We start from the raw sequence: 25,973 nt of genomic DNA on the forward strand, positions 1-25,973 counted from the left end.
GCGAGGATCACTGCATGCTCCACGATTCCGAGATCGCCGAGGCCGCCGAGCTGTGGCCCATCGCCCGGGTGGCCCACGAGATGCTGGGCGTGCCCGACGAGGCCCTCATCCCGTACGGCCGGCACATGGCCAAGCTCGACCGGACCTGGCTGTCCACCCTCGACGACGCACCGCTGGGCCGCTTGGTGCTGGTCACCGGGATCTCGCCCACCCCGGCCGGGGAGGGGAAGACCACGACCGTGGTCGGCCTCACCGACGGGCTGCGCCAGATCGGGGTGAAGGCCGCGGCGGCGCTGCGCGAGCCCAGCATGGGGCCGGTCTTCGGCATGAAGGGCGGCGCCGCGGGTGGTGGCTACGCCCAGGTCGTCCCGATGACGGAGATCAACCTCCACTTCACCGGTGACTTCGCAGCGATCGCGGCGGCCAACAACCTGCTGGCCGCCCTGCTCGACAACCACCTCCACCACGGCAACGCCCTGGACATCGACCCCCGGACCATCACCTGGCGACGGGTGCTCGACGTCAACGACCGGTCGCTGCGCGACGTCGTCACCGGGCTGGGCGGGACTGCGAACGGCGTTCCGCGGGAGGACGCCTGGGACATCGTGGTGGCCAGCGAGCTGATGGCGATCTTCTGCCTGGCGACCTCGCTGACCGACCTGAAGGAGCGCATCGGCCGGATCGTCCTGGCCCACACCCGGGACGGCTCGCCCGTCACGGCGGCACAGCTGGAGGCCCAGGACGCGCTGACGATCCTGCTCGCGGGGGCGCTGCAGCCCAACCTGGTGCAGACCCTCGAGCACTCGCCCGCCTTCGTCCACGGCGGGCCGTTCGCCAACATCGCCCACGGCTGCAGCTCGGTCCTCGCGACGCGGACGGCGCTGCAGCTCAACGACGTGGTCGTCACCGAGGCCGGCTTCGGAGCCGACCTCGGTGCGGAGAAGTTCTTCGACCTCAAGTGCCGGCTCTCGGGCCTGCGCCCGGGGGCGGCCGTGGTCGTGGCGACGGTGCGGGCGCTGAAGCACCACGGCGGGGTCCCGGTGGCCGAGACCGGCACCGAGGACCTCGAGGCGCTCCGCCGGGGTGGCGCGAACCTGCGGCGCCACCTGCAGAACCTGCGCGACGTCTTCGGCGTGCCGGCCGTGGTGGCGATCAACCGCTTCCCGAACGACACCGAGGCGGAGATCGAGGTGGTCCGGGAGATCGCCGAGTCCGAGGACTGCCGGGCGGTGGCCAGCACGCACGCGGTCGACGGCGGTGCCGGGGCGGTCGAGCTGGCCGAGGCGGTGCAGAACCTGCTCGACAAGGACGAGGTGTCCTTCTCCTACTGCTACCCGGACGAGGGCGGGGTGGTCGAGAAGGCGGAGGCCGTGGCCCGCCGGGTCTACCGCGCCGAGGGGGTCGGCTTCAGCAAGCGCGCCCTGAAGCAGCTCGACCGGATCGAGGCGGACGGCCTCGGCCACCTCCCGGTCTGCTTCGCCAAGACGCAGTACTCGTTCTCGACCGACCCGAAGGCGCTGGGGGCTCCCGAGGGCCACACGGTCGACGTACGTGACGTGCGGCTCAGCGCCGGTGCGGGGTTCGTGGTGCTCGTGGCGGGTGAGGTGATGACGATGCCGGGCCTGCCGAAGGTGCCGGCCAGCGCCCGGATGACGATCGACGGGGAGGGCCACATCCGCGGCCTCTCCTGAACGACCGACAGGTTGCGTCCTGCGCAACCTGTCGTGCGATACGCAACAGGGCCTAGGGTGGTCGCATGAGCGAGACGATCGACGGCGTCCGGGACGTCGCGGTGGTGCAGTCCGTGGACCGCGCCATCACGATACTGGAGATCCTCGCCCGCGTCGGCGAGGCGGGGGTCACCGAGATCGCGGGCGAGCTCGGCGTCCACAAGAGCACGGCGTTCCGGCTGGTCGGCACCATGCAGGCGCGCGGGCTGGTGGAGCAGACCGACGACCGCGGGAAGTACCGCATCGGCCTGTCGCTGGTGCGGATGGCCGGGACCTCGGCCGCCCGGACCGACCTGGTGCGGGTCGCCCGGCCGATGTGCAAGCAGCTCGCGACCGAGACCGGCGAGACCATCAACCTCGCCGTCCTCGTCGACTCGATGGCGCTCTACCTCGACCAGATCGCCGGCGCGTCCGCGCTCCAGCCCCACAACTGGGTCGGCCAGCGGATCCCGCTGCACGCCACCAGCAACGGCAAGGCCCTGCTCGCCCACCTCGACCCGCGCGAGGTGGACCGGCTCGTGCCCCACCTCGAGCCCCACACGGCGCGGACCGTGACCCGGCGGACCACGCTGCACCGCGAGCTCGCCGGCGTACGGGAGCGCGGGTACGCCCTCGCGGTCGACGAGCTCGAGGAGGGCCTCACCGCGCTCGCCGCACCGATCCGCGACGCGCACGGCGACGTCGTCGCCTCGCTGAGCGTCAGCGGGTCCACGCACCGGATGGACGCGGCCACCCTCGAGGCCACTGTCGAGCCGCTGCTCCGCGCGGCCCGCGAGGTGTCCCTGGCCATGGGCTGGGCCGGGCCGGCTCCTGACTGACCGCACGTGCGGCGTACGACGGGCGGTCGGTCCGTTGACACGCGGCGCCTCGCCCATGAGAGTGGGTTTGTCTCGTATGACGCGATGACGTGCGCATGGCGCAACATGCGTGCCCACCCGTTCGGAGGTCGCCGTGGCACTGCCGGAGTCAGCACAGGTCGTCGTGATCGGCGCCGGGATCGTCGGCAACAGCCTGGTGCACCACCTCGCCAGACTGGGCTGGCGCGACATCGTCCAGATCGACAAGGGTCCGCTGCCCAACCCGGGCGGGTCGACGGGGCACGCGTCGAACTTCATCTTCCCCGTCGACCACTCGCGCGAGATCACCGACCTCACGCTGGACTCGATGCGCCAGTACGAGGAGCTGGGCGTCTTCACGCGCTCCGGCGGCTACGAGCTGGCGCGCACCCCGGAGCGGATGGAGGAGCTGCGGCGACGGATGTCGAGCGCCCGGGCGTGGGGCATCGAGGCCGAGCTGGTCACACCGGAGCAGGTCCGCGAGCGGGTGCCGTTCCTCGAGACCTCCGAGCTGCTCGGCGCCTTCTGGACGCCGAGCGTCGGCGTCGTCGACTCGCTCCGCGCAGGGACCCTGATGCGCGAGAGCGCGCAGCAGGCGGGCGCGCTGACGGTGGTCCCCAACGTCGAGGTCACGGGGATGGACGTGGTCGACGGCGCGCTGCGCGGGATCCGGACCGACCAGGGCGACATCGCCTGCGACACCGTCGTCGTGGCGTGCGGCGTATGGAGCCCCCACCTCGCGGCGATGGCGGGTGCCTCGATCCCGCTCACCCCCGCCGTCCACCAGATGATCAGCGTCGGACCGATCCCCCAGCTCGCCGGACAACACGGCGAGATCACGGGCGAGATCCAGTTCCCGATCATCCGCGACATGGACTCCCTCTGCTACGAGCGCCAGCACGGCGCCGACATGGAGGTCGGCTCCTACGCCCACCGCGCGATCCTGCACGCGCCCGAGGACATCCCCTCGCTGGACCGGGCGAAGCTGAGCCCGACCGAGATGCCCTTCACCGCCGACGACTTCGACCCGCAGCTCGAGACGGCGCTGGAGCTGATGCCGGAGGCGCTCGGGGCCGACGGGGCCGAGATCCGCTACGCGATCAACGGGCTGCTCTCGCTCACGCCCGACGGCGCGCCGATCCTCGGCGAGAGCCCGGAGGTGCGCGGCCTCTGGTCCGCCGCCGCGGTGTGGATCAAGGAGGGTCCCGGGGTCGGTCGCGCGCTGGCCGAGTGGATGACCCACGGCTGGTCCGAGATCGACCTCCACCACAGCGACATCGCCCGCTTCCACCCCCACCAGCGCACCCGCGAGCACGTCGCCGCACGGACCTCCGAGGCGTTCATCAAGACGTACGGCATCGTCCACCCGGGCGAGCAGTGGGAGTCCGAGCGCGGCAAGAGGCTGGCCCCCATGCACGCCGACCAGCGCGAGCGCGGAGCGCAGTTCTTCGAGGCCGTCGGCTGGGAGCGCCCGCAGTGGTACGCCGCCAACGAGGCGCTGCTCGGCGACTACGGCGACGCGGTGATGCCCCGCGAGAACGAGTGGGACAGCCGGTGGTGGAGCCCGATCATCAACGCCGAGCACCTCGCGATGCGCGAGCGCGCCGGGATCGTGGACCTCTCGGCGTTCTGCATCTTCGACGTCGCCGGACCCGAGGCGCTCGACGCGGTGCAGCGGACCGTCGTGGCGCAGGTCGACGTGGCGCCGGGCCGGGTCGTCTACACGCCGGTGCTGGACGCCCGCGGCGGCTTCCGCTCCGACCTCACGGTCATGCGGCTGGCCCACGACCACTTCCGCGTCGTCACCGGCGGCGCGCACGGCATGGCCGACCTGGCGTGGTTCCGGGCCCACGCCCGGGGCCTGGCCGCGGCGGTGGTCGACGTGACGTCCGCGTACACCACCATCGGGGTGTGGGGTCCGCGGGCCCGGGACATCCTCGGTCGGCTCACGACGGCCGACATCAGCCACGAGGGCTTCCGGTTCGCGACCTGCGAGGACATCGAGGTCGGGAGCCTCGACGTGCTGGCCTCGCGGATCTCCTACGTCGGCGAGCTCGGCTGGGAGCTCTACGTGCTGAGCGAGCAGGGCGCCCGGCTGTGGACGCTGCTCCACGAGGCGGGTGCGCCCGACGGCGCGGTGCCCGTCGGCATCGGCGTCTACGGCACGACGGGGCGGCTCGAGAAGGGCTACCGCGCCTTCGGTGCCGAGCTCGACTCCGAGCGGAGCATCGTCGAGGCGGGGATGCAGCGACCCAAGGTCAAGGCCGCCTCCTTCACCGGTCGCGACGCCTACCTCGCCCAGCGCGAGAAGGACCCGGACCGCGTGCTGTGCACCCTGGCCGTCGACGACCACACCTCGGCCTCGGGCACCCGTCGCTACATGCTCGGGGGTGAGCCGATCCTGACCCGCAGCGGCGAGCCGGTCACCGACGACCACGGGCACCACCCGTACGTCACCTCCGCCGGCTCGGCACCCAGCCTCGGCAAGCACCTGCTGATGGCCTACCTGCCGCCGGGCCTGGCCTCGGTCGGGACGCAGCTGGCCGTCTCCTACATGGAGGAGCTCTACCCGGTGAGCGTGCTGAGCGCGGACGCCACCCCGGTCTTCGACCCCGACAACGAGCGGCTCCGGTCGTGACCCGCGTCCTCGCGGCCGTCAAGCGGGTGGCCGACACCTCCGGCGAGGTGGTGCTCACCGAGGACGGTCAGGGCCTCGACGGTCGCTTCGCGGGCTGGACCATCGGCGACCACGACGCGTGCGCGGTCGAGCTCGCGATCAGGGTGGCGGAGGCGGGCGACGGCTCGGTGACCGTCCTCAGCGTCGGGGCACCCGAGGCCGTCGAGCAGATCCGCTCGGCGCTGGCGCTCGGCGCCGGTGCCGGGATCCTCGTCGAGACCGACCCGTCCGCGATGGGCCCGGCAGACGTCGCCGCCGAGATCGCCGCCGTCGTCTCCGGCGCAGCGGAGGCGGGCGAGCCCTACGACCTCGTGGTGCTCGGCAACGACGCCGCCGACACCGGCGACTTCCAGGTGCCGATCCGGCTCGCCCACCTCGTCGGGCGACCGATCGTGACCGGCGCCCGGATGCTCGAGGTGGCCGACGGCGTGCTCGTCGCCCAGGTGCAGGGGCCGTACGGCGACGAGACGTACGAGCTGCCGCTGCCGGCCGTCGCGGCTGTGCTCGAGGGCGGCGCCGAGCCCCGCTACCCGTCGCTGCGGGGGCGGATGGCGGCCAAGAAGGTCGAGATCGACGTCCGCGCCCCGGCCGGCTCCCCCTCGGGGAGCGGGCGGGTCCGCTGGCACGTCCCCCCGGCAGCCTCCGGGGAGGCCGAGGTGCTCGGCGAGGGACCGGCCGCCGCGCCTGCCGTGGTCGAGGTCCTCGAGCGGCTGGGGGTGCTCCGGTGATCCTGGTGCTGTGCGAGACCGACCCCGCGACCGGCGAGGTGGACGAGGTGTCGCTCGAGACGCTGGCGCTGGCCCGCGCGCTGTCCACGGAGGGTGGCGGAGTCGCCGTCCGCGCCGTGGTCGTCGGGCCGGTGGCCGACACCGACGCCGTCGCCGCGACGCTGGGCGGCCACGGTGCGACGGAGGTCCGGCACGCCACCGGCGACGGCGTCGCGAGCTTCGGTGGCGCCGCGTGGGCCACGGCCCTGGACGCCGTCCGCCAGGAGACCGGATCCGTGGCCGTCCTGGCCGGCGGCACCCCCCGCGGCAACGAGGTGGTCGCGCACCTCGCCGCTCGACTGGCGGTCCCGATGGCCGCCAACGTCGTCTCCTTCGAGGGCCTCTCGCCGCTCACGGTGCGACGCCAGGTGGCCGGCGGGGTCGCCCTGGAGGAGATGCGGCTGAGCAACCGGCCGGCACTCCTCACGGTCGCCGGCCACGCGTGGCAGGCCGAGGAGACCGGGGCCGGGCCGGCCACGTGGGTCGAGTCCACGGTCGACGTACCCGCGGAGGAGCTGGTGGCCCGCGTCGTCCGCACGGCCGAGCGCGCGGCCGACGAGTCCGGCAGCCTGACCTCGGCGCCCGTGGTGGTGGGGGCAGGCCGAGGCGCCGGCGGGCCGGACGGCTTCGGCCCGGTCACGGAGCTGGCCGAGCTGCTCGGCGGCGCCGTCGGCGTCACCCGGGTGGTCACGAGCCTCGGCTGGCGACCGCACCACGAGCAGGTCGGCCAGACGGGGAGTCGGATCTCCCCCGACCTCTACGTCGCCTGCGGGATCAGCGGTGCGATCCAGCACTGGGCAGGGTGCGCCTCGTCGCGGGCGATCCTCGCCGTCAACACCGACCCGGAGGCGCCGATGATGACCCGGGCGACGTACGCCGTCGTCGGCGACATGCACGAGGTGGTGCCGGCGATCGTCGAGGAGATCCGCAAGCGCGGCTGACCGGGCTCAGCCGACCTCGTCGAGCCAGTCGAGCAGCAGCCGCGTGAACTCCTCGGGGCGCTCCAGCGACGGCAGGTGCGCCGCCTCGGGCCACAGCACCTCGCGGGAGTGCGGGACGCCGGCCAGCACGCGCGCCGCGGCGTCCGCGATGGCGTCCACGTCGAGGCCGCCGCTGAGCACCAGGGTCGGGACGCCGATCTCACCGAGCCGCTCCAGCAAGGGCGGATCGAGCTCGGCCTCCTCGACGTCGTCCCAGCCGTCGGTCAGCTCGAAGGCCCGGCGCTGCATCTCGCCGACGAGGGCTCGCGCCTGCGGGTCCACCCGGTCGGACCGCTGCCCGGGACCGTCCACCCAGGTCGCGAGGTTGGCCTCGACGGCGGCCGCGAGGTCACCGGAGGCGAGCGCGGTGTTCTCCGCGGTGGCGAAGGCACGCAGCTGGTCGGTCATCTCCGGGATCAGCGAGCCGCCCGGCGCGGCCAGCAGCAGCGAGCGGACCCGGGCGGGGTCGGTCACGGCGACCTCGGCTGCGACCCCGGCACCGAACGACGCCCCGACCACGTGGACGGCGTCGATCCCCTCGGCGGCGAGGACGTCGAGCACGTCGCGGTGGGGTGCCAGCTCCCCCTCCGGTCGCTCCGTGGACTCGCCGAAGCCGCGCAGGTCGACCCGGAGCACGTCCCGGCGCGCGGTCAGCTCCCCCCAGAACGACTCCCACATGCGGCGGTCGGCGACGCCGGCGTGGACCAGCAGCACCGGGACGGAGCCGGTCGGACCGGCACGATCGAACGCGAGCGAGGGCATCGCCCCATCCAACGGGCCGGCCGTGACGCGCGGCAACCCGGTTTCGACGACCAATGTCACACGCCCCGCGAACCCACGCGGTCCATCGGGAAGGTAGCGTTCTTATCCGTGGCAACTCCGACCCTGGTCAAGGGAGCACGCTCGACCCGCTCGACCATCGCCCTCAAGCTGTTGATGGCCGTGAGCGGCATCGTCTTCATCGGTTTCGTGCTGCTCCACATGTACGGCAACCTCAAGGCCTTCGCCGGTCACGACGCCTTCAACGAGTACGCGCACCACCTGCGCGTGCTGGGCGAGCCGATGCTGCCCCACGAGGGTGCGCTGTGGATCATCCGCGTGGTCCTGCTCGGCTCGCTGCTCGCGCACGTGTACGCCGCGTTCACGCTCTGGTCCCGGGCCAAGCGGGCGCGCTCCACGTCGTACGTCATGAAGAAGCGCACCGGCGCGACGTTCGCGAGCCTGATGATGCGCTGGGGCGGCGTGACGCTGCTGCTGTTCATCGTCTGGCACCTGCTGAACTTCACGGTCGTCAAGGTGAACCCGACCGGCGGCTCGACGAGCGACCCCTACAACCTCCTGGTCGACAGCTTCTCGACGTGGTGGCTCACGCTGATCTACCTGGCCGCGATGGCCATGCTCGGCGCGCACCTGCACCACGGCATCTGGAGCGCCGCCCAGACCCTCGGACTCACCGGCACCGCCCACGCCCGCCAGCGGGCCAAGGCCGTCGGTTTCACCCTCGCGCTGATCATCTCGGTCGGCTTCTCGCTGGTGCCGGTCGCCGTGCTCGCCGGCATCATCTCGAAGTAAGGGAGCAGCCCCATGAGTGACTTCAAGGACATGCCCGACACCACCTCGGCCGCCGAGCCGTCCCTGTCCGCGGACACCGAGGGCGAGCACGACGACGCCGCGGGCTTCTACACGCCGGGCGAGCCGATCGCCGACGCCAAGGCCCCGGGCGGCCCGGTCGCCGACCGGTGGGCGACCCGCAAGTTCGAGTCCCGGCTGGTCAACCCGGCCAACCGCCGCAAGCTCTCGATCATCATCGTCGGCACCGGCCTGGCCGGCGCTTCCGCCGCGGCCACCCTCGGCGAGGCCGGCTACCGGGTGAAGTCCTTCTGCTACCAGGACTCCCCGCGCCGCGCCCACTCGATCGCCGCGCAGGGCGGCATCAACGCGGCCAAGAACTACAAGGAGGACGGCGACTCCACCCACCGCCTCTTCTACGACACGGTCAAGGGCGGCGACTACCGCAGCCGCGAGTCGAACGTCTACCGGCTGGCCGAGGTCAGCGTGAACATCATCGACCAGTGCGTCGCGCAGGGCGTCCCGTTCGCCCGCGAGTACGGCGGCCTGCTCGACAACCGGTCCTTCGGCGGCGTCCAGGTCTCCCGCACCTTCTACGCGCGCGGCCAGACCGGCCAGCAGCTGCTGATCGGCGCCTACCAGGCCCTCGAGCGGCAGGTGGCCGCCGGGACGGTGTCCTGCTACACCCGGCACGAGATGGTCGAGCTGATCGTCGTCGACGGTGAGGACGGACCGCGGGCTCGTGGAATCGTGGCCCGCGACATGGTCACCGGCGAGATCGAGACCCACACCGCCGACGTCGTGGTGCTGGCCTCCGGTGGCTACGGCAACGTCTTCTACCTCTCGACCAACGCCATGGGCTGCAACGTCACCGCGACCTGGCGTGCCCACCGCAAGGGCGCCTACATGGCCAACCCCTGCTACACGCAGATCCACCCGACCTGCATCCCGGTCTCGGGGTCCCACCAGTCGAAGCTGACCCTGATGAGCGAGTCGCTGCGCAACGACGGCCGGATCTGGGTGCCCAAGAGCAAGGCGGACTGCGAGAAGGACCCGCGCGAGATCCCCGAGGAGGCCCGCGACTACTACCTCGAGCGGATCTACCCCTCCTTCGGCAACCTGGTCCCCCGCGACATCGCCTCGCGTGCTGCCAAGAACGTCTGCGACGAGGGTCGCGGTGTCGGCCCGGAGGTCGACGGCGTACGGCGAGGTGTCTACCTCGACTTCACGGCCGCGATCGAGCGAATGGGCAAGGACGGCATCGAGGAGAAGTACGACAACCTCTTCGACATGTACGAGCGGATCACGGGTGAGAACCCGTACGAGATGCCGATGCGCATCTACCCGGCCGTCCACTACGTCATGGGCGGGCTCTGGGTCGACTACGACCTGCAGGCCTCGATCCCGGGCCTGTTCGTCACCGGAGAGGCCAACTTCTCCGACCACGGCGCCAACCGGCTCGGCGCCTCGGCGCTGATGCAGGGCCTGGCCGACGGCTACTTCGTGCTGCCGCACACGATCCGCGACTACCTCGCCGACGGCCCGTTCGAGCCGGTCGCGGACGACCACCCCGCGGTCGTCGAGGCCCGCGAGTCCGTGCAGTCGCGGATCGACCACTTCCTCAACAACGCCGGCACCCGCAGCGTCGACTCCTACCACCGCGAGCTCGGCAACATCATGTGGGAGTTCTGCGGGATGGAGCGGACCGAGGACGGCCTGAAGAAGGCGATCGACCTGATCCGCACCCTCAAGGACGACTTCTGGCGCAACGTGAAGGTGCTCGGCACCGCCGACTCGCTCAACCAGAGCCTCGAGAAGGCCGGCCGCGTCGCCGACTTCTTCGAGCTCGGCGAGCTGATGTGCATCGACGCCCTCAACCGTCGCGAGTCCTGCGGCGGCCACTTCCGCGGTGAGTCCCAGACCGAGGACGGCGAGGCGCTGCGCCACGACGACCAGTACGCCTACGTCGCCGCCTGGGAGTTCGCCGGCGACGACCAGCCGCCCGTCCTGCACAAGGAAGACCTCGTCTACACGGCGATCGAGATGAAGCAGAGGTCGTACAAGTGAAGCTCACCCTCAAGATCTGGCGCCAGGCCGACTCGTCGGACCCCGGCGGCATGCACACCTACGAGCTCGACGAGGTCTCGGAGGACATGTCGTTCCTCGAGATGCTCGACGTCCTCAACGAGCAGCTGATCGAGCAGGGCGAGGACCCTGTCGCCTTCGACTCCGACTGCCGCGAGGGCATCTGCGGCATGTGCGGCCTGATGATCAACGGCGACGCCCACGGACCGGAGGTCACCACGACCTGCCAGCTCCACATGCGCTCGTTCTCCGACGGTGAGACGATCACCATCGAGCCGTGGCGCGCCGACGCCTTCCCGGTCCTCAAGGACCTGTGCGTCGACCGCTCCGCCTTCGACCGGATGATCGCCTCGGGCGGCTACATCTCGGTCAACACCGGCTCGGCCCCCGAGGCGCACTCCGTGCCGGTCCCCCGCGACGACGCGCTGCGTGCCTTCAACGTGGCGACCTGCATCGGCTGCGGCGCCTGCGTGGCCGCCTGCCCCAACGGGTCGGCGTCGCTGTTCATGGGCGCCAAGATCACCCACCTCGGGGAGCTGCCCCAGGGCCAGCCCGAGCGCGACAGCCGGGTCGTCAACATGGTGGCGCAGCACGACCACGAGGGCTTCGGCGGCTGCACCAACATCGGCCAGTGCACCGCCGCCTGCCCCAAGGAGATCCCGCTCGACGTCATCTCGCAGCTCAACAAGGACCTGCGGACCGCGATGCGTCACGGTCACTGAGCCCGGACGACCGGGACCACGCCCTCACTGTCGCGGGGCGCGCAGGGCCTTCCAGCCGAGTCGGCCCAGCACCCCTGCGATGGCGAAGTTGACGACGATCAGCACGGAGTGGGCGACCCAGTAGCCCGTGGCGCGGTCCTCGCCGGCGGCGTACGCGGCGTAGAGGTTGCGGGTGAACATCCCGAAGGTCAGGACGTTCCAGACGGCCACGGCCAGCAGCAGCACCCCGTGCCTGCGCTCGAACCTCACGGCTTCTCCTTCCGGCGGCGCACCAGCGCCACGAGTCCCAGCATCGACGCCCCACCGGCCGCGAACGCGACCTTCGGGTCCACCCTGCTCCCGTGACCGCCCTCCGGGGTCTCCCGCAGCTGCACGTGGGCCAGCTCCTTCATCGCCAGGTCCGACCGGTCGGCGTCGAGCGCCTCCCGGTCGCGCACGGCGCGCGCCTCGGGCGCGGTGTGGGCCCACGCGGCGGCGTACATCACGACACGGGAGAAGTAGTTGATCCACACCAGCAGGATCAGGGCGATGCCGAAGACCTGGAAGGCCTCCGACTCCTGCGTCGCGGCCAGCAGCAGGAACGAGATGCGCTTGAGCACCTCGAACCCCACGGCGCCCAGCAGCGCACCGCCCCACAGCGCACGGTTCGGCGCGTGCGGCTGCGCGAGCAGCTTGAAGAGCGTGAAGAACAGCAGCATGTTGGCGCCGAAGCCGAGGACGTAGGTCATCAGCTCCAGCAGCGGGGCGAGCTCCTGGTCGAGCCCGATCCAGGCCAGCAGGTCCCCTGCGAAGCCGCTCACGAACCCGGTGACGGCGACGCTGAGCACCAGCGTGGTGCCGATCACGGCCAGGCTCACGAGGTCTCGCAGCTTGCCGAGGACGAAGTTCGGCTGCTCGCGCTGCGGGAGCTCGAAGACCACCACCAGGGCCTCGCGCATGGCCGACAGCCAGCCCAGCCCGGCGTAGACGACGCCGACGAGGCCGATGATCCCGGCGACCGCGGCCGCGCTCTGGAAGGTCTCCACCGACATCTCGCCGGGATCGTCGCCGACGATCCCGGGCAGCAGCTGCTCCAGCGCCTCCGCCAGGGCGTCGTCGGCCCCGTCGAAGAGCTTGGAGACCTGTCCGACGACGAAGAACCCGAGCGCCAGCACCGGGAAGAACGACAGGAACGCGAAGTACGTGACCGCGCCCGCCTGGAGGCTGCCCCTGACGGTCCCGTAGTGGTCGACCATCCGCAGCACGTGGTCGACGAACGGCCGTCGTTCCCGGATCGCCTCCAGCCGCTCCTTGATCGACGCCACGTCAGGCCCCGCCACCGAGCGGGAAGTCGCGGGAGGGTCGCCACCCGGCCTGCTCCTCGTGGCGGTAGAGGTGGAACTCCTCGGCCTCGAAGACGCACTCGAAGCCGGCGAGCTCCTCGAAGGCGCGGTCGAGGACCTCGTCCGCGAGATGGTGGGCGATGGTGACGTGGGGGTGGTACGGGAACTGCAGGGGTACGTCGAGCGGTCCCCTGCGTACGTGCGCGGCGAGCTGCTCGCACTGCGAGATCCCCTCCGCCAGCGTCACGAACACGACCGGCGAGACCGGTCGGAAGGTACCCGTGCCGCGGAGGTGGATGCCGAAGGCGCCCACCTCGGCGGCCGCCGCGGCGAGGTGGTCCTCGATCACGGCGAGGTCGTCGTCGGCGACCTCGGTCGGCGGGACCAGCGTGATGTGGGTGGGGATCATGGTGGCCGTCTCGTCACCGAGCGCCGTGCGGTAGTCCTGGAGCTGGGTGGCCCAGGGTTCGGGGATGGCCAGGGCGACACCGATCGTAGGCACCGTTCGACCCTAACGCGCTGCCGCGACGAAGCCGACCCGCTGGTAGACGTCACGCAGCGTGGCCTCGGCGATCGCCCCCGCCTGCTCGGCCCCGCGGCGCAGCACCTCGGTCAGGTGGGTCTGGTCGTCGAGCAGCTCGAGGGTGGTGTCGCGGAACGGCGTGACGAACTCGACGACCACGTCGGCCAGGTCCGTCTTCAGCGCACCGTAGCCGCGGCCGTCGTACTCCGCCTCGAGGTCGGCGACCGGGCGCGCGGTGAGCGCCGAGTAGATCGTCAGCAGGTTGCTGATGCCCGGCTTCCCCTCGGGGTCGAAGCGGATCTCCGAGCCGGAGTCGGTGACGGCGGAGCGCACCTTCTTGGCGCTCACCTTGGGCTCGTCGAGGAGCTCGATGATGCCTGCCGGTGAGGACGCCGACTTCGACATCTTGGCCCGGGGCTCCTGCAGGTCGGTGATCTTGGCCGTCGCCTTGAGGATGTAGGGCTCCGGCAGCCGGAAGGTCTTCTTGTAGCGGTGGTTGAAGCGCTGGGCGAGGTCACGCGTCAGCTCGAGGTGCTGGCGCTGGTCCTCGCCGACGGGCACGAAGTGCGGCCGGTAGAGCAGGATGTCGGCCGCCTGGAGCACCGGATAGGTGAAGAGCCCCACGCTCGCGGCGCCCTCGCCGTTCTTGGCCGACTTGTCCTTGAACTGGGTCATCCGTCGGGCCTCACCGAAGCCGGTCAGGCACTGCAGGACCCAGGAGAGCTGGGCGTGGGCCGGGACCTGGCTCTGCACGAAGATCGCCGACCGCTCCGGGTCGACCCCCATGGCCAGCAGCTGGGCCGCGGCCCGCAGCGTCCGCTCCCGGAGCAGCCTGGGGTCCTGCTCGACGGTGATCGCGTGCTGGTCGGCGATGAAGAAGAAGGGCTGGTGCTCCTCCTGGAGGTCCACCCACTGCCGAAGCGCACCGAGGTAGTTGCCGAAGTGGAACGAGTCGGCCGTCGGCTGGATGCCGGAGAGCACGCGGGGGCGGGCTCCGCCCGACGCGGTGCGGGCGGTCTCCGTCTGCGGCTCGGTGAGGGCGGGCATGGGCGCGATTGTGTCAAAGCACCCGGCCCGCCCCCGCCGACGGGTGTCGTACGCCGACCTCGATCCATGTCACCAAAGGGGGGACATCCGCGCCGCGGGTCCCTAGCCTGAGGGCGACCGGGCCGCGGAGACGGCCCCGACACCGGGAGATCCATGCGCCTCGCCCTCGTGACCTCGGGGACCCGCGGGGACGCCCAACCGCTCATCCTGCTGGCGAGGGAGCTCCTCGAACGCGGTCACGAACCGGTCCTCGGGCTGCCCCCCAACCTGGTCGCACTGGGCGAGCAGGCAGGCCTCACCACCCACGCCCTCGGCCCCGACACCCAGCAGCTGGTGGAGTCCGAGCAGGGCCGGGCGTGGTTGGCAGCGGGCGACAGCAAGTCCTTCATGAAGGAGCTGTCGGAGCTGTCGTCGCGTGCCAGCGAGGCGACCACCGCGGGGCTGCTCGCGGCCTGCGAGCGCGCGGAGCTGGTCGTCGCCGGGGTGCTGATGCAGGACCTGGCCCTCCCCCTCGCCGAGGCCCGCGGCATCCCGATGGTGGCCGTGCACTCCTTCCCCTTCGACGCCAACCGGCGCTACCCCAACCTGTTCATGACCAACCGGCGGCTGCCCGGCCCTCTCAACCTGGTCAGCGGCAAGCTGTTCGAGCGGGTGTGGTGGCAGGGCTTCAGCCAGGAGATCAACGCCTTCCGTGCCTCGGTGGGGCTGGAGGCCACCAGCGTCCCCACGGCCCGGCAGATGGCCCGCGACGGGAGGGTCGCGATCCAGGCCTACGACCCCCTCCTCACGCCCGGTCTGGCCGAGGCGTACGGCGAACGCCGACCTCTCGTCGGCTTCCTGGCGCCGGACGGCGGGTTCCGCGACAAGCTGGGCGAGGCCGGGTTGCCGGCGCCGCTGGCGGACTGGCTCGGCGACGGCGAGCCACCCGTCTTCTTCGGCTTCGGCAGCATGCCGGTGCACGACCCGGACGCGGCCGTCACGCTGATCACCGAGGTCGCCCGGCGGCTGGAGGTCCGCGCCGTCGTCAACGCCGGCTGGGGCGGGCTGGCCGCGCTCGACCCCGACGGCACGGACGTGACGGTGGTCGGCCAGGTCGACCACGACGCCCTGCTTCCCCGCTGCCGCGCCGCGGTCCACCACGGCGGCGCCGGGACGACGTACGCCAGTCTCGCGGCGGGTGTCCCGACCGTGGTCTGCTCGGTCTTCGCGGACCAGCCCTTCTGGGGAGCCCGTCTCGAGGAGCTCGGCCTCGGGGCGACGCTGCGGTTCGCGGACCTCGACGCCGACCGGCTCGAGGGCGCGCTCCGCAGGGCGCTCGATCCCGCGGTGGCGGGACGGGCTGCCGCGGTCGGCGGGGAGCTGCGGGCCCGCCCCTCGGCGACCTCGCGCGCCGTCGACATCATCGAGGCGGCGCTGGCGGGCTGAGCCCGGCTCAGCCGTGGCTGTGGCGCAGCCGCGCCGACCAGGCCAGGACCAGCAGGCCCAGCCCCGCGAGCACGGCGCCGACGATCGCCGGGGCACGGTAGCCCCAGCCGGCAGCGATGACCAGGCCACCGAGCCAGGCGCCGAGCGCGTTGGCGACGTTGAGGGAGGCGTGGTTCATCGCGGCACCCATGGTCTGGGCCTCCTCGGCGACCGACATCAGCCGCAGCTGGAGGGCCACCACGAGGACCGACCCGGTCACGGTGATGCCGAAGAGCACCGGCAGCGTCCACCAGCCCGCCGGGGCGAGCAGCGCGAAGAGCAGGAGCAACAGGCCCTGTCCGGCGCCGCCGATGAACATCGAGCGCATCACCGACCAGTCGGCCATCCGCCCCGCCAGCCAGGTGCCGGCGACCATGCCGAGCCCGAAGACGAACAGGAAGACCGGCGCGACCGCCTCCGGCAGTCCCCCGACCTCGGTGATCGTCGGCACGATGTAGGTGTAGACGGCGAACATGCCGCCGAAGCCCACGGCGCCGGCGACCAGGGTCAGCAGCACCTGTGGCCGCTTGAGGGCCGCCAGCTCCCGCTTCCAGGTGGCGTCGCTGTCACCCCGCGACGCGGGGACGTAGGCGAGCACGAGGGCCACGGTCACGACGCCCAGGACGGCCACCAGCCAGTAGGCCGTCCGCCAGCCCAGGTTCTGGCCGAGCCAGGTGGCCGCCGGGACGCCGACCACGTTGGCGACGGACAGGCCGAGCATCACCGAGGCGACCGCGCGGCCCCGGCGTGCGGCCGGGACCATGCTCGCGGCGACCAGCGACGCGACACCGAAGTAGGCGCCGTGCGGCAGGCCCGCGGCGAACCGCGCCACCAGCAGCGCGCCGTACGAGGTGGCCAGCGCGGAGGCTGCGTTGCCGAGCGCGAAGGCGAGCATCAGCCCCACGAGCAGCGACCGTCGCGGCAGCCGGGCCGCGAGGAACGCGATGGTGGGGGCGCCGACGACCACGCCCAGGGCGTACGCCGAGATCGCGTGGCCGGCCGACGGGATCGACACCTCGACCCCGCGGGCGAGCTGCGGCAGCAGCCCCATCGAGACGAACTCGGTGGTGCCGATCGCGAAGCCGCCCATCGCGAGCGCGACCAGCGCGAGCGTCACGTGGCGGGTGCGCGCAGGCGCGAGCTCGGGCTGGGGGGCGGTGAGGGTCACGAGGGGCTGCAACCGGTCGGCCGGGGCAGGCATTCCATGATCCCGGAACGACTCACTGTCGTGTGGGTCTCACCGTGATCGGGCTGTCCGGCGGCAGGGACGGATGGTCCGCCGCCCGATGCGTCATTTCGCGAGGTGCGCTGACGCATCCGGCGGCGGACTATCCAGCTGTGGCCGCTACAGCGACGCGAGCGCCTCGTTCAGCGTGGTCGAGGGGCGCATCACGGCCGAGGCCTTGGCGGGGTCGGGGCGGAAGTAGCCACCGATGTCGGCCGGCTCCCCCTGCACGCCGACGAGCTCGCCCACGATGGTGTCCTCCTGAGCGGCGAGCCTCTCCGCCAGCGAGCCGAAGGCGGCGGCCAGCTCGGCGTCGTCGTCCTGCTTCGCGAGCTCCTGCGCCCAGTAGAGGGCGAGGTAGAAGTGCGAGCCCCGGTTGTCGATGCCGCCGAGCTTGCGCGAGGGCGACTTGTCGTTCTCCAGGAACGTGCCGGTCGCGCGGTCGAGGGTCTGGGCGAGCACCTTCGCGCGGGCGTTGTCGGTCGAGTCGGCCAGGTGGTCGAACGACGCGGCGAGGGCGAAGAACTCACCCAGGCTGTCCCAGCGCAGGTAGTTCTCCTTGACCAGCTGCTGGACGTGCTTGGGGGCGGATCCGCCGGCGCCGGTCTCGAACAGGCCGCCGCCGTTCATCAGCGGCACGATCGAGAGCATCTTCGCCGACGTACCGACCTCGAGGATCGGGAAGAGGTCGGTGTTGTAGTCGCGCAGCACGTTGCCGGTGACGGAGATGGTGTCCTCACCCTTGCGGATCCGCTCCAGGCTGTACGTCGTCGCCTCGGCGGGCGCCATCACCTCGATCGTCAGTCCCTCGGTGTCGTGCTCGGGGAGGTACTGCTCGACCTTGGCGATCAGGTTGCGGTCGTGGGCGCGCGACTCGTCGAGCCAGAAGACGGCCGGCGAGCCGGTGGCGCGGGCGCGGGAGACGGCGAGCTTGACCCAGTCGCGGATCGAGGCGTCCTTGGTCTGGCACGCACGCCAGATGTCGCCCGGCTGGACCTCGTGCTCGAGGAGCACGTCGCCGGAGGAGGCGACGACCCGGATGGTGCCGGCCGCGGGCGCCTCGAAGGTCTTGTCGTGGGAGCCGTACTCCTCGGCCGCCTTGGCCATCAGGCCCACGTTGGGGACCGAGCCCATCGTTGCGGGGTCGAGCGCGCCGTGCTCGCGGCAGTCGTCGATCACCGCCTGGTAGACGCCGGCGTAGGAGGAGTCGGGGATCACCGCGAGCGTGTCGTGCTCGTCGCCGTCGGGGCCCCACATGTGGCCGCCGCCGCGGATCATCGCCGGCATCGAGGCGTCGATGATCACGTCGGAGGGGACGTGGAGGTTGGTGATGCCGCGGTCCGAGTCGACCATCGCCATCGTCGGCCCCTCGGCCAGCCCGGTCTCGACGGCGGCCTTGATGGCCTCGCCCTCGGGGAGGTCGGCGGCGGCCGACAGCAGGCCGCCCAGGCCGTCGTTGGGCGAGATGCCGGCGGCGCGGAGCTGCTCGCCGTACTGCTCGAAGAGCGTGGGGAAGAAGGCCTGCACGGCGTGGCCGAAGATGATCGGGTCCGAGACCTTCATCATCGTGGCCTTCAGGTGCACGGAGAAGAGCACGTCGTCGGCCTTGGCGCGGGCGATCTGCTCGGTGAGGAAGCGGCGCAGCGCCGCGACGTCCATGAAGGTCGCGTCGACGACCTCGCCGGCGAGCACCTTCAGCTCGTCCTTGAGCACCGTGGTGGTGCCGTCGGCAGCCACGTGCTCGATCCGCAGCGTGTCGTCGGCGTCGACGACCACGGACTGCTCGTTGGAGCGGAAGTCGTGCTCACCCATGGTCGCCACCGACGTCTTCGAGTCGGTCGACCAGGCGCCCATCCGGTGCGGGTGCGCCTTCGCGTAGTTCTTGACCGAGGCGGGCGCGCGGCGGTCGGAGTTGCCCTCGCGCAGCACCGGGTTGACGGCCGAGCCCTTGACCTTGTCGTACTTCGCGCGGGCGTCGCGCTCGTCCTCCGACTGGGGGTTCTCGGGGTAGTCCGGCAGGTCGTACCCCTGCTCCTGCAGCTCCTTGATCGCGGCCTTGAGCTGCGGGATGGAGGCGGAGATGTTCGGCAGCTTGATGATGTTCGCCTCGGGCTTCGTAGCGAGCTCACCCAGCTCTGCGAGAGCGTCGTCGAGCCGCTGCTCGTCGGTCAGCCGGTCGGGGAACTGGGCGATGATCCGGCCGGCCAGCGAGATGTCACGGGTCTCCACCGCCACGCCGGCCTGGGCGGCGTACGCCTCGACGATCGGCTTGAAGGAGTACGTCGCCAGCAGCGGCGCCTCGTCGGTGAGGGTGTAGATGATCCTGGACGCAGCGTTGTCGGTCACGTCCCCGAAACTATCGTGCCGCCCCGGCCTCGGTGAACCCGACCAGCTCTGCCTCCCCGCCGTCCCCGGCCACGGTCTGCTCGAGGACCAGGCCGAGCCCGGGCGCGTAGTACTTGTGCTCGACGAGGCCCGGCTCCAGCGGCGTCGTCTCCTCGGTCACCAGCAGGCCGTCGTAGGAGCCCGAGTCGATCTGGAGGGACTCGTCGAGGGAGAGCACGGTGGCGCGGTCCTCGGCCTCGCCCGCGAGGTGCTCCTGCTGGTAGCCGTCGCCGCGGCGTGGCTCGGCGAGCATCACGACGCCGGCCTCCGCGCCGTCGACCCCGGCCTCCCACGAGCCGGCGGTGTCGGGCCGGCCGCGGTCGTCGTACTCGGTGGTCTCCTCGCCGAAGTACCAGACGTTGCCGTCGACGTCCTGGGCGAACCAGTCCGAGGTCTCCTCGACGACCTCGCCGTCCTCGCCCGTGACGACGTCGCGGACGACGGTGGTCCGTACTCCCGCGACCAGCCGGGTCTCGTCGGTGACCGTCACGGTGATCGTCTCGCCGTCCGTCGACTCGTAGACCCACTCGGAGCCGGGTGTCAGCGGCAGCCAGCGGTTGTCGATCCCGGACACGAAGTCGTCCGGGTCGGGCGAGGGCGTCGGGATCTCGAGCAGGTCCACGCCCGTGGGGTCGACCGTGGGCGGGTCGCTGGCGCATCCCGAGGCGACCGCGGCGACCAGCAGCACGGCGACCGCTCGGAGCGGTGCCGGAGGACGCAGGGCCATGTCCACAGCATGTCCTACCGCTGCTAGCGTCGGACGGGTCCCACCCGCTCCCGTCCCGCACCCTGCGTCTAGGAGTACGACGTGTCCCACCATCTCTCCGGTCCGCTCAAGGTGGCCGTCACCGGCGCCGCCGGCCAGATCGGCTACAGCCTGCTCTTCCGCCTCGCCAGTGGCGCGCTGCTGGGCCCGGACCGCCCCGTGGAGCTGCGGCTGCTGGAGATCGAGCCCGCCCTCAAGGCGCTCGAGGGCGTCGTCATGGAGCTCGACGACTGCGCCTTCCCGACGCTCGCGGGCGTGGAGATCGGCGCGGACCCCGAGAAGATCTTCGACGGCGTCAACCTCGCCCTCCTCGTGGGCGCCCGCCCGCGCGGCCCCGGCATGGAGCGCGGCGACCTGCTCGAGGCCAACGGCGCGATCTTCACCGCGCAGGGCAAGGCGCTCAACTCCGTGGCCGCGGACGACGTACGCGTGGGCGTGACCGGCAACCCCGCCAACACCAATGCGCTGATCGCGATGACCAACGCCCCCGACATCCCGGCGGAGCGGTTCTCCGCGCTGACGCGGCTCGACCACAACCGGGCGATCTCGCAGCTCTCGGCCAAGACCGACGCGGCCGTGACCGAGATCAAGAAGATGACCATCTGGGGCAACCACTCCGCCACCCAGTACCCCGACGTCTTCCACGCCGAGATCGGCGGCCGCAACGCCGCCGAGGTCGTCGACGACCAGGCCTGGATCGAGAACGACTTCATCCCGACCGTCGCCAAGCGTGGCGCGGCGATCATCGAGGCGCGGGGCTCCTCCTCGGCCGCCTCGGCCGCGTCCGCGACCATCGACGCCGCCCGCGACTGGCTGCTCGGCTCCGCCGCCAACGACTGGGTCTCGATGGCCGTGAAGTCCGACGGCTCCTACGGCGTGCCGGAGGGGATCATCTACTCCTTCCCCGTCACCACGCACGAGGGGAACTGGGAGATCGTCCAGGGCCTCGAGATCGACGACTTCTCCCGCGGCCGGATGGACGCGACGGCCGCCGAGCTCGAGGACGAGCGCCAGGCGGTCACGGAGCTCGGGCTGATCTGAGCGGCCCGCCTGACTGCTCAGAGGGGCTGGTTCGGGATCGTCCCCGCCAGGAAGATCACCGACGCCCCGACCACGATGAGCAGGCCGGCGTCGAGCAGGCGGTTGCGTACGGCGAGCATGCCGGCGTGCTGGGCAGGCAGCACCAACCGGCAGACCGCGGCGAAGAGCAGCGAGCCGCCGAGCCAGCGGACCCCCATCCGCCAGTCGGCGAGCACCACGAAGATCAGCCCCACGGCGACCCCGAGCAGCGCGACGAGGTAGAGCGCGCCGCCGATCGTCGAGGGGTAGCGCCGCTCCAGGGGCTGCTCCGGCGGCGGGACCGGCAGCCCGGCAGGTACGTCGTCCACGATCAGTCCAGCGACCTCTCCGCGATGTCGACGATGTTGCTCAGCAGCATCGCGCGGGTCATCGGGCCGACGCCCCTGGGGTTCGGCGACACCCAGCCCGCGACCTCCCAGACGTCGGGGTGGACGTCGCCGGCGATCTTGCCGTCGACCCGCGAGACGCCCACGTCGAGGACGGCGGCACCCGGCTTGACCATGTCGGCGGTGATGATCCCGGGGACCCCGGCGGCGGCCACCACGACGTCGGCCTGTCGGACGTGAGCAGCCAGGTCGCGGGTCCCGGTGTGGCAGAGGGTGACGGTGGCGTTCTCGCTGCGCCGCGTCAGCAGCAGACCCAGCGGCCGGCCGACCGTGAGGCCGCGGCCGACGACGACTACCTCCGCGCCGGCGATCTCGACCCCGTGACGTCGCAGCAGCTCGATCGCGCCCACCGGGGTGCACGGCAGCGGGCCGGTCTCGCCGAGGACCAGCTTGCCGAGGTTGAAGGGGTGCAGACCGTCGACGTCCTTGGCAGGGTCGACCCGCGACAGCAGGGCGAACTCGTCGAGCCCCGTGGGTTGCTGCACGAGGAAGCCGGTGCACGCGGGATCGGCGTTGAGCTCGTCGATCACCGCCTCGACCTCGGCCTGGGTCGCGGTGGCGGGCAGGTCGCGCCGGATCGAGGTGATGCCGATCGCGGCGCAGTCCTTGTGCTTGGCACCGACGTACCAGTGGGAGCCGGGGTCGTCGCCCACGAGCACGGTGCCGAGGCCGGGGACGACGCCCCGGTCGCGGAGCGCGGCCACCCGGGCGGTCAGCTCCTCCTTGATCGTGGCGAGCGTGGCGGCTCCGTCGAGCGTCTGGGCAGTCACGTGTCGGATCCTCTCGTGGCGCTCAGTGCGCAAAGTGTCGGGTGCCGGTGAAGTACATCGTCACGCCGGCAGCCTCGCAGGCCTTGACCGTCAGCTCGTCACGGACCGAGCCGCCGGGCTGGACGATGGCGCGGACGCCGGCGTCGAGGAGGATCTGCGGACCGTCCTCGAACGGGAAGAACGCGTCGGACGCGGCGACCGAGCCGGCGGCCCGCTCCCCCGCCCGCTCGACGGCGAGCCGGCAGGAGTCCACACGGTTGACCTGGCCCATGCCGATGCCGACGGAGGCCCCGTCGTGGGCCAGCAGGATGGCGTTGGACTTCACCGACCGGCAGGCGCGCCAGGCGAAGGCGAGGTCGGCGAGCACCCCGGCCGGGGCCGCCTCGCCCGTGGCGAGGGTCCAGGTCGACGGGTCGTCGCCCCCGCTGTCGACCACGGCGTCCACGTGGTCGACCTGCTGCACGAGCAGACCGCCGCTCACCTGGCGGAACTCCGAGGGAGCCGGCTCCTCGTCGGCCGCGCAGACCAGGATCCGGATGTTCTTCTTCCCCTGCAGCACCTCGACCGCGCCCTCGTCGTAGCCCGGCGCCACGATCACCTCGGTGAACACCTCGGCCACCTGCTGCGCCATCTCGACCGAGACCGGGCGGTTGACCGCGATCACGCCGCCGAAGGCCGAGACGGGGTCGCACTCGTGGGCGCGCCGATGGGCCTCGGCCACGTCGGCGCCGACCGCGATCCCGCACGGGTTGGCGTGCTTGATGATCGCGACGGCCGGCTCGTCGAAGCCCAGCGCGGCGCGGCGCGCCGCGTCGGTGTCGACGTAGTTGTTGTAGGACATCTCCTTGCCGTGGAGCTGCCGCGCGCTGGCGAGGCCGGTCGAGCCGTCGCTGAACAGCGCCGCCTGCTGGTGGGGGTTCTCGCCGTAGCGCAGCACCGCCGTGCGTTCGTACGTCGCGCCCACCCAGGTCGGGAAGCAGCTGTCCTCGTCGGCCTCGGCGAGCTCCTGCGTCATCCAGCCGGCCACGGCGACGTCGTACGCGGCGGTGTGCTGGAACGCCTCGGCCGCCAGCGTGCGCCGCTGGGCAAGGGTGAATCCGCCGGCGGCGACCGCCTCGCGGACGGCGTCGTAGTGGTCGGGCGAGGTGACGATCGCGACGGAGGGGTGGTTCTTGGCGGCGGCGCGGACCATCGAGGGGCCACCGATGTCGATCTGCTCGACGCACTCGTCGGGCGTCGCACCCGACGCGACGGTCTGCGTGAAGGGGTAGAGGTTGGAGACCACGAGGTCGAACGGCTCGACGCCGAGCTCCTCGAGCTGGGAGACGTGGGAGTCCAGGCGCCGGTCGGCGAGGATGCCGGCGTGGACCCGCGGGTGCAGCGTCTTGACCCGCCCGTCGAGGCACTCCGGGAAGCCGGTGAGCTCCTCGACCCGCGTGACCGGGAGGCCGAGTCCCTCGATCAGTGCCGCCGAGCCACCGGTGGAGACCAGCTCGACGCCGGCGTCGTGGAGGCCACGTGCGAGGTCCTCCAGCCCGGCCTTGTCGTAGACGGACACCAGGGCCCGTCGGATCGGGATGCGCGCTTCCTGCTCGTGCTGGGACACGGGACGACTCCTCCTGCGGTTCGGAGCTGAGCACCCAGGCGGACGATGCTCATCGCGGTCACTCCCCGGTGGTTGCCCACCTGCGCCAGTCGTGTGCCCTCAGCCTATCCGGACGTGCCGCCCGGTGACCGACCAGCCCTCGCGGGCCATCCGGCCGATGCTGTCGACGAGCATCGACCGCTCGACGACCTTGATCCGCTCGTGCAGCGACGCCGGGGTGTCGTCGTCGGCCACCGGCACCGTCGCCTGGGCGACGATCGGCCCGGTGTCGACCCCGTCGTCGACGACGAAGAGGGTCGCGCCGGTGACCTTGACGCCGTACGCCAGCGCGTCCGCGGCCCCCTGGGTCCCGGGGAAGGCGGGGCAGAGCGCCGGGTGCGTGTTGACCATCGGGAACCGCTCGAGCAGCGGCGGCCCGACCAGCTTCATGAAGCCGGCCGACACCACGAGGTCCGGTTCGTACGCCGCCACGGCCTCGAGCAGGGCCCCGTCCCAGTCGGCGCGAGACTCGTGGTCGCGCACCCGGCAGACGAAGGTCGGGACCCCGGCGCGCTGCGCGCGAGCGAGGCCCTCGATGCCGTCGCGGTCGGCACCCACCGCGACCACCTCGGCGCCGTAGGCGGGGTCGGCGCAGGCGTCGAGCAGGGCCTGGAGGTTGGTGCCGGTGCCGGAGACGAGGACGACGAGGCGCACGGCCGCAACTCTAGGGGGTGTCTTCCGTCAGCCGGGCTGGACGACCGCGGTGCCGGCGCGGTGCCGGCGACGGGCGAGCCCGGTGGCGACGACCCCACCGACCAGCCCGCCGATGCCGAAGGAGGTGACGGCGTGGACGAGCACGTCGAGGGCCAGGGGCGCCACGTCGGTCATCCGGCCGGGGCCGACCGCTCCGCCGGCGAGCAGGGCTAGCCCCCCGAGCAGCAGTCCGGCGGCGACACCACCCGCACAGCCCCGCAGCGCGCCCTGCTCCCAGCGGAGGGTGGGACGGCGGCGCTGCGCCCGGGCGGCGGCGAGGGCCGCGGCGAGGACCGGCACCGCCAGCAGGCCGACGGTCCACACGGGGACCGGGCCGCTGTCGGGGAGCGCTGCGAGCAGCGGGAAGGCCGGCAGCGGGCCGGTCACGACGAGCGTCGGGGAGACCATCGTGCCGGTGCCGACCGTGAAGCCGGGACCGAGCAGGTAGGAGCCGGCGAAGAGCGTGGCGTTGGGCAGCACGAGGGCGGTGGCGCCGAGGAAGACCGTCGCCTCCCCCGCCTCGAGCCCGAGACCGGAGACGATGTTGGCGGCCGTCCCGAGGTCGAGCACCAGCGCGACCAGCAGCGCGACGAAGGAGACCAGCAGGAAGGCCCGCAGGACCGCGACCGCGGTGGCCGCGGTCGCGCGCAGCTCGGCGGGCACCACCGCGGTCCAGATCGCGGCCCGCCCGCTGCCGACGGCGATCGCGGAGCCGCCGGCGCCGAGGGCCAGCACCAGCGACCAGCCCAACGAGCGCGGGAGCGACGGGGCCGTCGCGGGCGTGGCGGCCAGCACGTGGGTGAGCAGGACGACGGCGGCGTACCCGGCGACGAAGAAGCCGGCGGCGACCGGCACCGTCCAGTCGCGCTCGCCGTCGGAGATCTGGTCGGAGTCGGGCCCGTGGCCGGAGATCGAGTCGCCCACCCGGTGTCCGACCCGCCACGACAGCCAGGCCGCGGCCAACGTCAGCAGCAGGGGTACGGCGGTCACGACGACCCCGTCCACCGTGACGGTCGAGCCGTGGCCCATGAGCCACGCAAGCGCCCCGACGCGCAGCCCGTCGCGCGGCTGGCCGTGGGTGCCGGCGTCGGAGAGGAACCAGCCCGTCACCCCCACGCCGAGGCAGACCACGAGCAGCGACGAGGCCGCGACGACACCGCCGAGCGTGGCCACGAGGGCCAGCGGGCGCCGGTGCCGGGGGTCCACCGACGGAGCGGCGGCGCGGTCGGGGGCCGAGAGCAGCGAAGTCATGGCCCGGCCATCTTCGCCCGGCTCCCGTGGCGATCGGCGCTCCCACGCCG

At 72.2% G+C, this 25,973-nt stretch carries 23 protein-coding genes and 1 riboswitch; of the genes, 10 read left to right on the top strand and 13 right to left on the bottom strand.

Annotated features, from left to right (window positions below; genetic code table 11):
- The first annotated feature begins 14 nt into the window (after window positions 1-14).
- The 5 genes from EXE57_RS07195 (at window position 15) to EXE57_RS07215 (ending at window position 6,951) form a co-directional block, all read left to right on the top strand.
- On the top strand, window positions 15-1,691 hold the full coding sequence (locus EXE57_RS07195) for a formate--tetrahydrofolate ligase (protein WP_135075676.1): 1,677 nt from the start codon (window positions 15-17) through the stop codon (window positions 1,689-1,691).
- 65 nt (window positions 1,692-1,756) lie between these two features.
- A complete protein-coding gene (locus tag EXE57_RS07200; RefSeq protein ID WP_208542997.1) occupies window positions 1,757-2,548 on the top strand; it encodes an IclR family transcriptional regulator in 792 nt (263 codons plus the stop codon).
- Window positions 2,549-2,657: 109 nt separating this feature from the next.
- Window positions 2,658-5,204, top strand: a complete 2,547-nt coding sequence (locus EXE57_RS07205) for a GcvT family protein (RefSeq protein WP_208542998.1) — start codon at window positions 2,658-2,660, stop codon at window positions 5,202-5,204.
- Window positions 5,201-5,971: an electron transfer flavoprotein subunit beta/FixA family protein gene (locus EXE57_RS07210; RefSeq protein ID WP_135075679.1), complete on the top strand. Its 771-nt coding sequence runs from the start codon at window positions 5,201-5,203 to the stop codon at window positions 5,969-5,971. The genes EXE57_RS07205 and EXE57_RS07210 overlap by 4 nt, the downstream gene beginning before the upstream one ends.
- Window positions 5,968-6,951: an electron transfer flavoprotein subunit alpha/FixB family protein gene (locus tag EXE57_RS07215; protein ID WP_135075682.1), complete on the top strand. Its 984-nt coding sequence runs from the start codon at window positions 5,968-5,970 to the stop codon at window positions 6,949-6,951. Before EXE57_RS07210 ends, EXE57_RS07215 begins: the two co-directional genes overlap by 4 nt.
- A gap of 6 nt (window positions 6,952-6,957) precedes the next feature.
- On the opposite strand, the gene EXE57_RS07220 is transcribed toward EXE57_RS07215, so the two are convergent.
- On the bottom strand, window positions 6,958-7,752 hold the full coding sequence (locus tag EXE57_RS07220; RefSeq protein WP_135075685.1) for an alpha/beta fold hydrolase: 795 nt from the start codon (window positions 7,750-7,752) through the stop codon (window positions 6,958-6,960).
- A gap of 108 nt (window positions 7,753-7,860) precedes the next feature.
- On the opposite strand from EXE57_RS07220, the gene EXE57_RS07225 reads away from it, so the two are divergent.
- Genes EXE57_RS07225 through EXE57_RS07235 form a run of 3 tightly spaced genes read left to right on the top strand, consistent with a single transcriptional unit; the run spans window position 7,861 to window position 11,366 of the window.
- Complete coding sequence (locus EXE57_RS07225) at window positions 7,861-8,562, top strand: succinate dehydrogenase cytochrome b subunit (protein ID WP_135075688.1); 702 nt, start codon at window positions 7,861-7,863, stop codon at window positions 8,560-8,562.
- A gap of 30 nt (window positions 8,563-8,592) precedes the next feature.
- A complete protein-coding gene (locus EXE57_RS07230) occupies window positions 8,593-10,626 on the top strand; it encodes a fumarate reductase/succinate dehydrogenase flavoprotein subunit (protein ID WP_135080704.1) in 2,034 nt (677 codons plus the stop codon).
- Entirely contained in the window at window positions 10,623-11,366 is a 744-nt protein-coding gene (locus EXE57_RS07235; protein ID WP_135075691.1) for a succinate dehydrogenase/fumarate reductase iron-sulfur subunit, read from the top strand. The genes EXE57_RS07230 and EXE57_RS07235 overlap by 4 nt, the downstream gene beginning before the upstream one ends.
- A 24-nt stretch (window positions 11,367-11,390) precedes the next feature.
- Here EXE57_RS07235 and EXE57_RS07240 read toward each other — a convergent pair whose 3' ends face one another.
- The 4 genes from EXE57_RS07240 to trpS are packed head-to-tail and all read right to left on the bottom strand — an operon-like array spanning window position 11,391 to window position 14,258.
- Window positions 11,391-11,615, bottom strand: coding sequence for an SCO4848 family membrane protein (locus EXE57_RS07240; protein WP_135075694.1), 225 nt, complete (start codon window positions 11,613-11,615; stop codon window positions 11,391-11,393).
- Window positions 11,612-12,670 (bottom strand): YihY/virulence factor BrkB family protein, encoded by a 1,059-nt coding sequence (locus EXE57_RS07245; RefSeq protein ID WP_244247039.1) that lies wholly within the window; start codon window positions 12,668-12,670, stop codon window positions 11,612-11,614. The genes EXE57_RS07240 and EXE57_RS07245 overlap by 4 nt, the downstream gene beginning before the upstream one ends.
- Window position 12,671: 1 nt before the next feature.
- On the bottom strand, window positions 12,672-13,190 hold the full coding sequence (locus EXE57_RS07250; RefSeq protein WP_135075697.1) for a 2'-5' RNA ligase family protein: 519 nt from the start codon (window positions 13,188-13,190) through the stop codon (window positions 12,672-12,674).
- A gap of 9 nt (window positions 13,191-13,199) precedes the next feature.
- Window positions 13,200-14,258, bottom strand: a complete 1,059-nt coding sequence (gene trpS, locus EXE57_RS07255) for a tryptophan--tRNA ligase (protein ID WP_135075700.1) — start codon at window positions 14,256-14,258, stop codon at window positions 13,200-13,202.
- A 153-nt stretch (window positions 14,259-14,411) separates the two neighbouring features.
- Between trpS and EXE57_RS07260 the strand changes: the two genes are divergently transcribed.
- Complete coding sequence (locus tag EXE57_RS07260) at window positions 14,412-15,683, top strand: glycosyltransferase (RefSeq protein WP_135075704.1); 1,272 nt, start codon at window positions 14,412-14,414, stop codon at window positions 15,681-15,683.
- 7 nt (window positions 15,684-15,690) lie between these two features.
- On the opposite strand, the gene EXE57_RS07265 is transcribed toward EXE57_RS07260, so the two are convergent.
- From EXE57_RS07265 to EXE57_RS07275, 3 genes are all read right to left on the bottom strand, one after another.
- Window positions 15,691-16,923: an MFS transporter gene (locus EXE57_RS07265; protein WP_135075707.1), complete on the bottom strand. Its 1,233-nt coding sequence runs from the start codon at window positions 16,921-16,923 to the stop codon at window positions 15,691-15,693.
- 144 nt (window positions 16,924-17,067) lie between these two features.
- A complete protein-coding gene (locus EXE57_RS07270) occupies window positions 17,068-19,293 on the bottom strand; it encodes an NADP-dependent isocitrate dehydrogenase (RefSeq protein WP_135075710.1) in 2,226 nt (741 codons plus the stop codon).
- 10 nt (window positions 19,294-19,303) lie between these two features.
- Window positions 19,304-20,059, bottom strand: a complete 756-nt coding sequence (locus EXE57_RS07275; protein ID WP_135075713.1) for a hypothetical protein — start codon at window positions 20,057-20,059, stop codon at window positions 19,304-19,306.
- An 81-nt stretch (window positions 20,060-20,140) separates the two neighbouring features.
- Between EXE57_RS07275 and EXE57_RS07280 the strand changes: the two genes are divergently transcribed.
- Window positions 20,141-21,139: a malate dehydrogenase gene (locus tag EXE57_RS07280; protein WP_135075716.1), complete on the top strand. Its 999-nt coding sequence runs from the start codon at window positions 20,141-20,143 to the stop codon at window positions 21,137-21,139.
- 17 nt (window positions 21,140-21,156) lie between these two features.
- On the opposite strand, the gene EXE57_RS07285 is transcribed toward EXE57_RS07280, so the two are convergent.
- The 5 genes from EXE57_RS07285 to EXE57_RS07305 all read right to left on the bottom strand — a co-directional run bounded on the left by EXE57_RS07285 (window position 21,157) and on the right by EXE57_RS07305 (window position 25,923).
- A complete protein-coding gene (locus EXE57_RS07285) occupies window positions 21,157-21,486 on the bottom strand; it encodes a DUF3017 domain-containing protein (RefSeq protein WP_208542999.1) in 330 nt (109 codons plus the stop codon).
- A gap of 2 nt (window positions 21,487-21,488) precedes the next feature.
- Window positions 21,489-22,334 (bottom strand): bifunctional methylenetetrahydrofolate dehydrogenase/methenyltetrahydrofolate cyclohydrolase, encoded by an 846-nt coding sequence (locus EXE57_RS07290; protein WP_135075719.1) that lies wholly within the window; start codon window positions 22,332-22,334, stop codon window positions 21,489-21,491.
- 22 nt (window positions 22,335-22,356) lie between these two features.
- The gene (gene purH, locus EXE57_RS07295) at window positions 22,357-23,940 is read right to left on the bottom strand and encodes a bifunctional phosphoribosylaminoimidazolecarboxamide formyltransferase/IMP cyclohydrolase (RefSeq protein WP_135075722.1); all 1,584 of its coding nucleotides are present in this window, start codon (window positions 23,938-23,940) and stop codon (window positions 22,357-22,359) included.
- Window positions 23,941-23,965: 25 nt separating this feature from the next.
- Window positions 23,966-24,043: riboswitch (ZMP/ZTP riboswitch) on the bottom strand.
- Window positions 24,040-24,633 carry a phosphoribosylglycinamide formyltransferase gene (gene purN / locus EXE57_RS07300; RefSeq protein ID WP_135075725.1) on the bottom strand — a complete coding sequence of 198 codons (594 nt, stop codon included), beginning with the start codon at window positions 24,631-24,633 and terminating at the stop codon, window positions 24,040-24,042. (Overlaps the previous riboswitch by 4 nt.)
- Before the next feature lie 27 nt (window positions 24,634-24,660).
- A complete protein-coding gene (locus EXE57_RS07305; protein WP_135075728.1) occupies window positions 24,661-25,923 on the bottom strand; it encodes a cell division protein PerM in 1,263 nt (420 codons plus the stop codon).
- Window positions 25,924-25,973 lie beyond the last annotated feature (50 nt).

Origin of the sequence: Nocardioides euryhalodurans (genome assembly GCF_004564375.1) — a bacterium.
GTDB lineage: Bacteria > Actinomycetota > Actinomycetes > Propionibacteriales > Nocardioidaceae > Nocardioides > Nocardioides euryhalodurans.

Coding starts and splice junctions, on each gene's coding strand:
- EXE57_RS07195 (WP_135075676.1), top strand. CDS start 15: ATGCTCCACGATTCCGAGATCGCCGAGGCCGCCGAGCTGTGGCCCATC.
- EXE57_RS07200 (WP_208542997.1), top strand. CDS start 1,757: ATGAGCGAGACGATCGACGGCGTCCGGGACGTCGCGGTGGTGCAGTCC.
- EXE57_RS07220 (WP_135075685.1), bottom strand. CDS start 7,752: ATGCCCTCGCTCGCGTTCGATCGTGCCGGTCCGACCGGCTCCGTCCCG.
- EXE57_RS07230 (WP_135080704.1), top strand. CDS start 8,593: ATGCCCGACACCACCTCGGCCGCCGAGCCGTCCCTGTCCGCGGACACC.
- trpS (WP_135075700.1), bottom strand. CDS start 14,258: ATGCCCGCCCTCACCGAGCCGCAGACGGAGACCGCCCGCACCGCGTCG.
- EXE57_RS07260 (WP_135075704.1), top strand. CDS start 14,412: ATGCGCCTCGCCCTCGTGACCTCGGGGACCCGCGGGGACGCCCAACCG.
- EXE57_RS07265 (WP_135075707.1), bottom strand. CDS start 16,923: ATGCCTGCCCCGGCCGACCGGTTGCAGCCCCTCGTGACCCTCACCGCC.
- EXE57_RS07275 (WP_135075713.1), bottom strand. CDS start 20,059: ATGGCCCTGCGTCCTCCGGCACCGCTCCGAGCGGTCGCCGTGCTGCTG.
- EXE57_RS07305 (WP_135075728.1), bottom strand. CDS start 25,923: ATGACTTCGCTGCTCTCGGCCCCCGACCGCGCCGCCGCTCCGTCGGTG.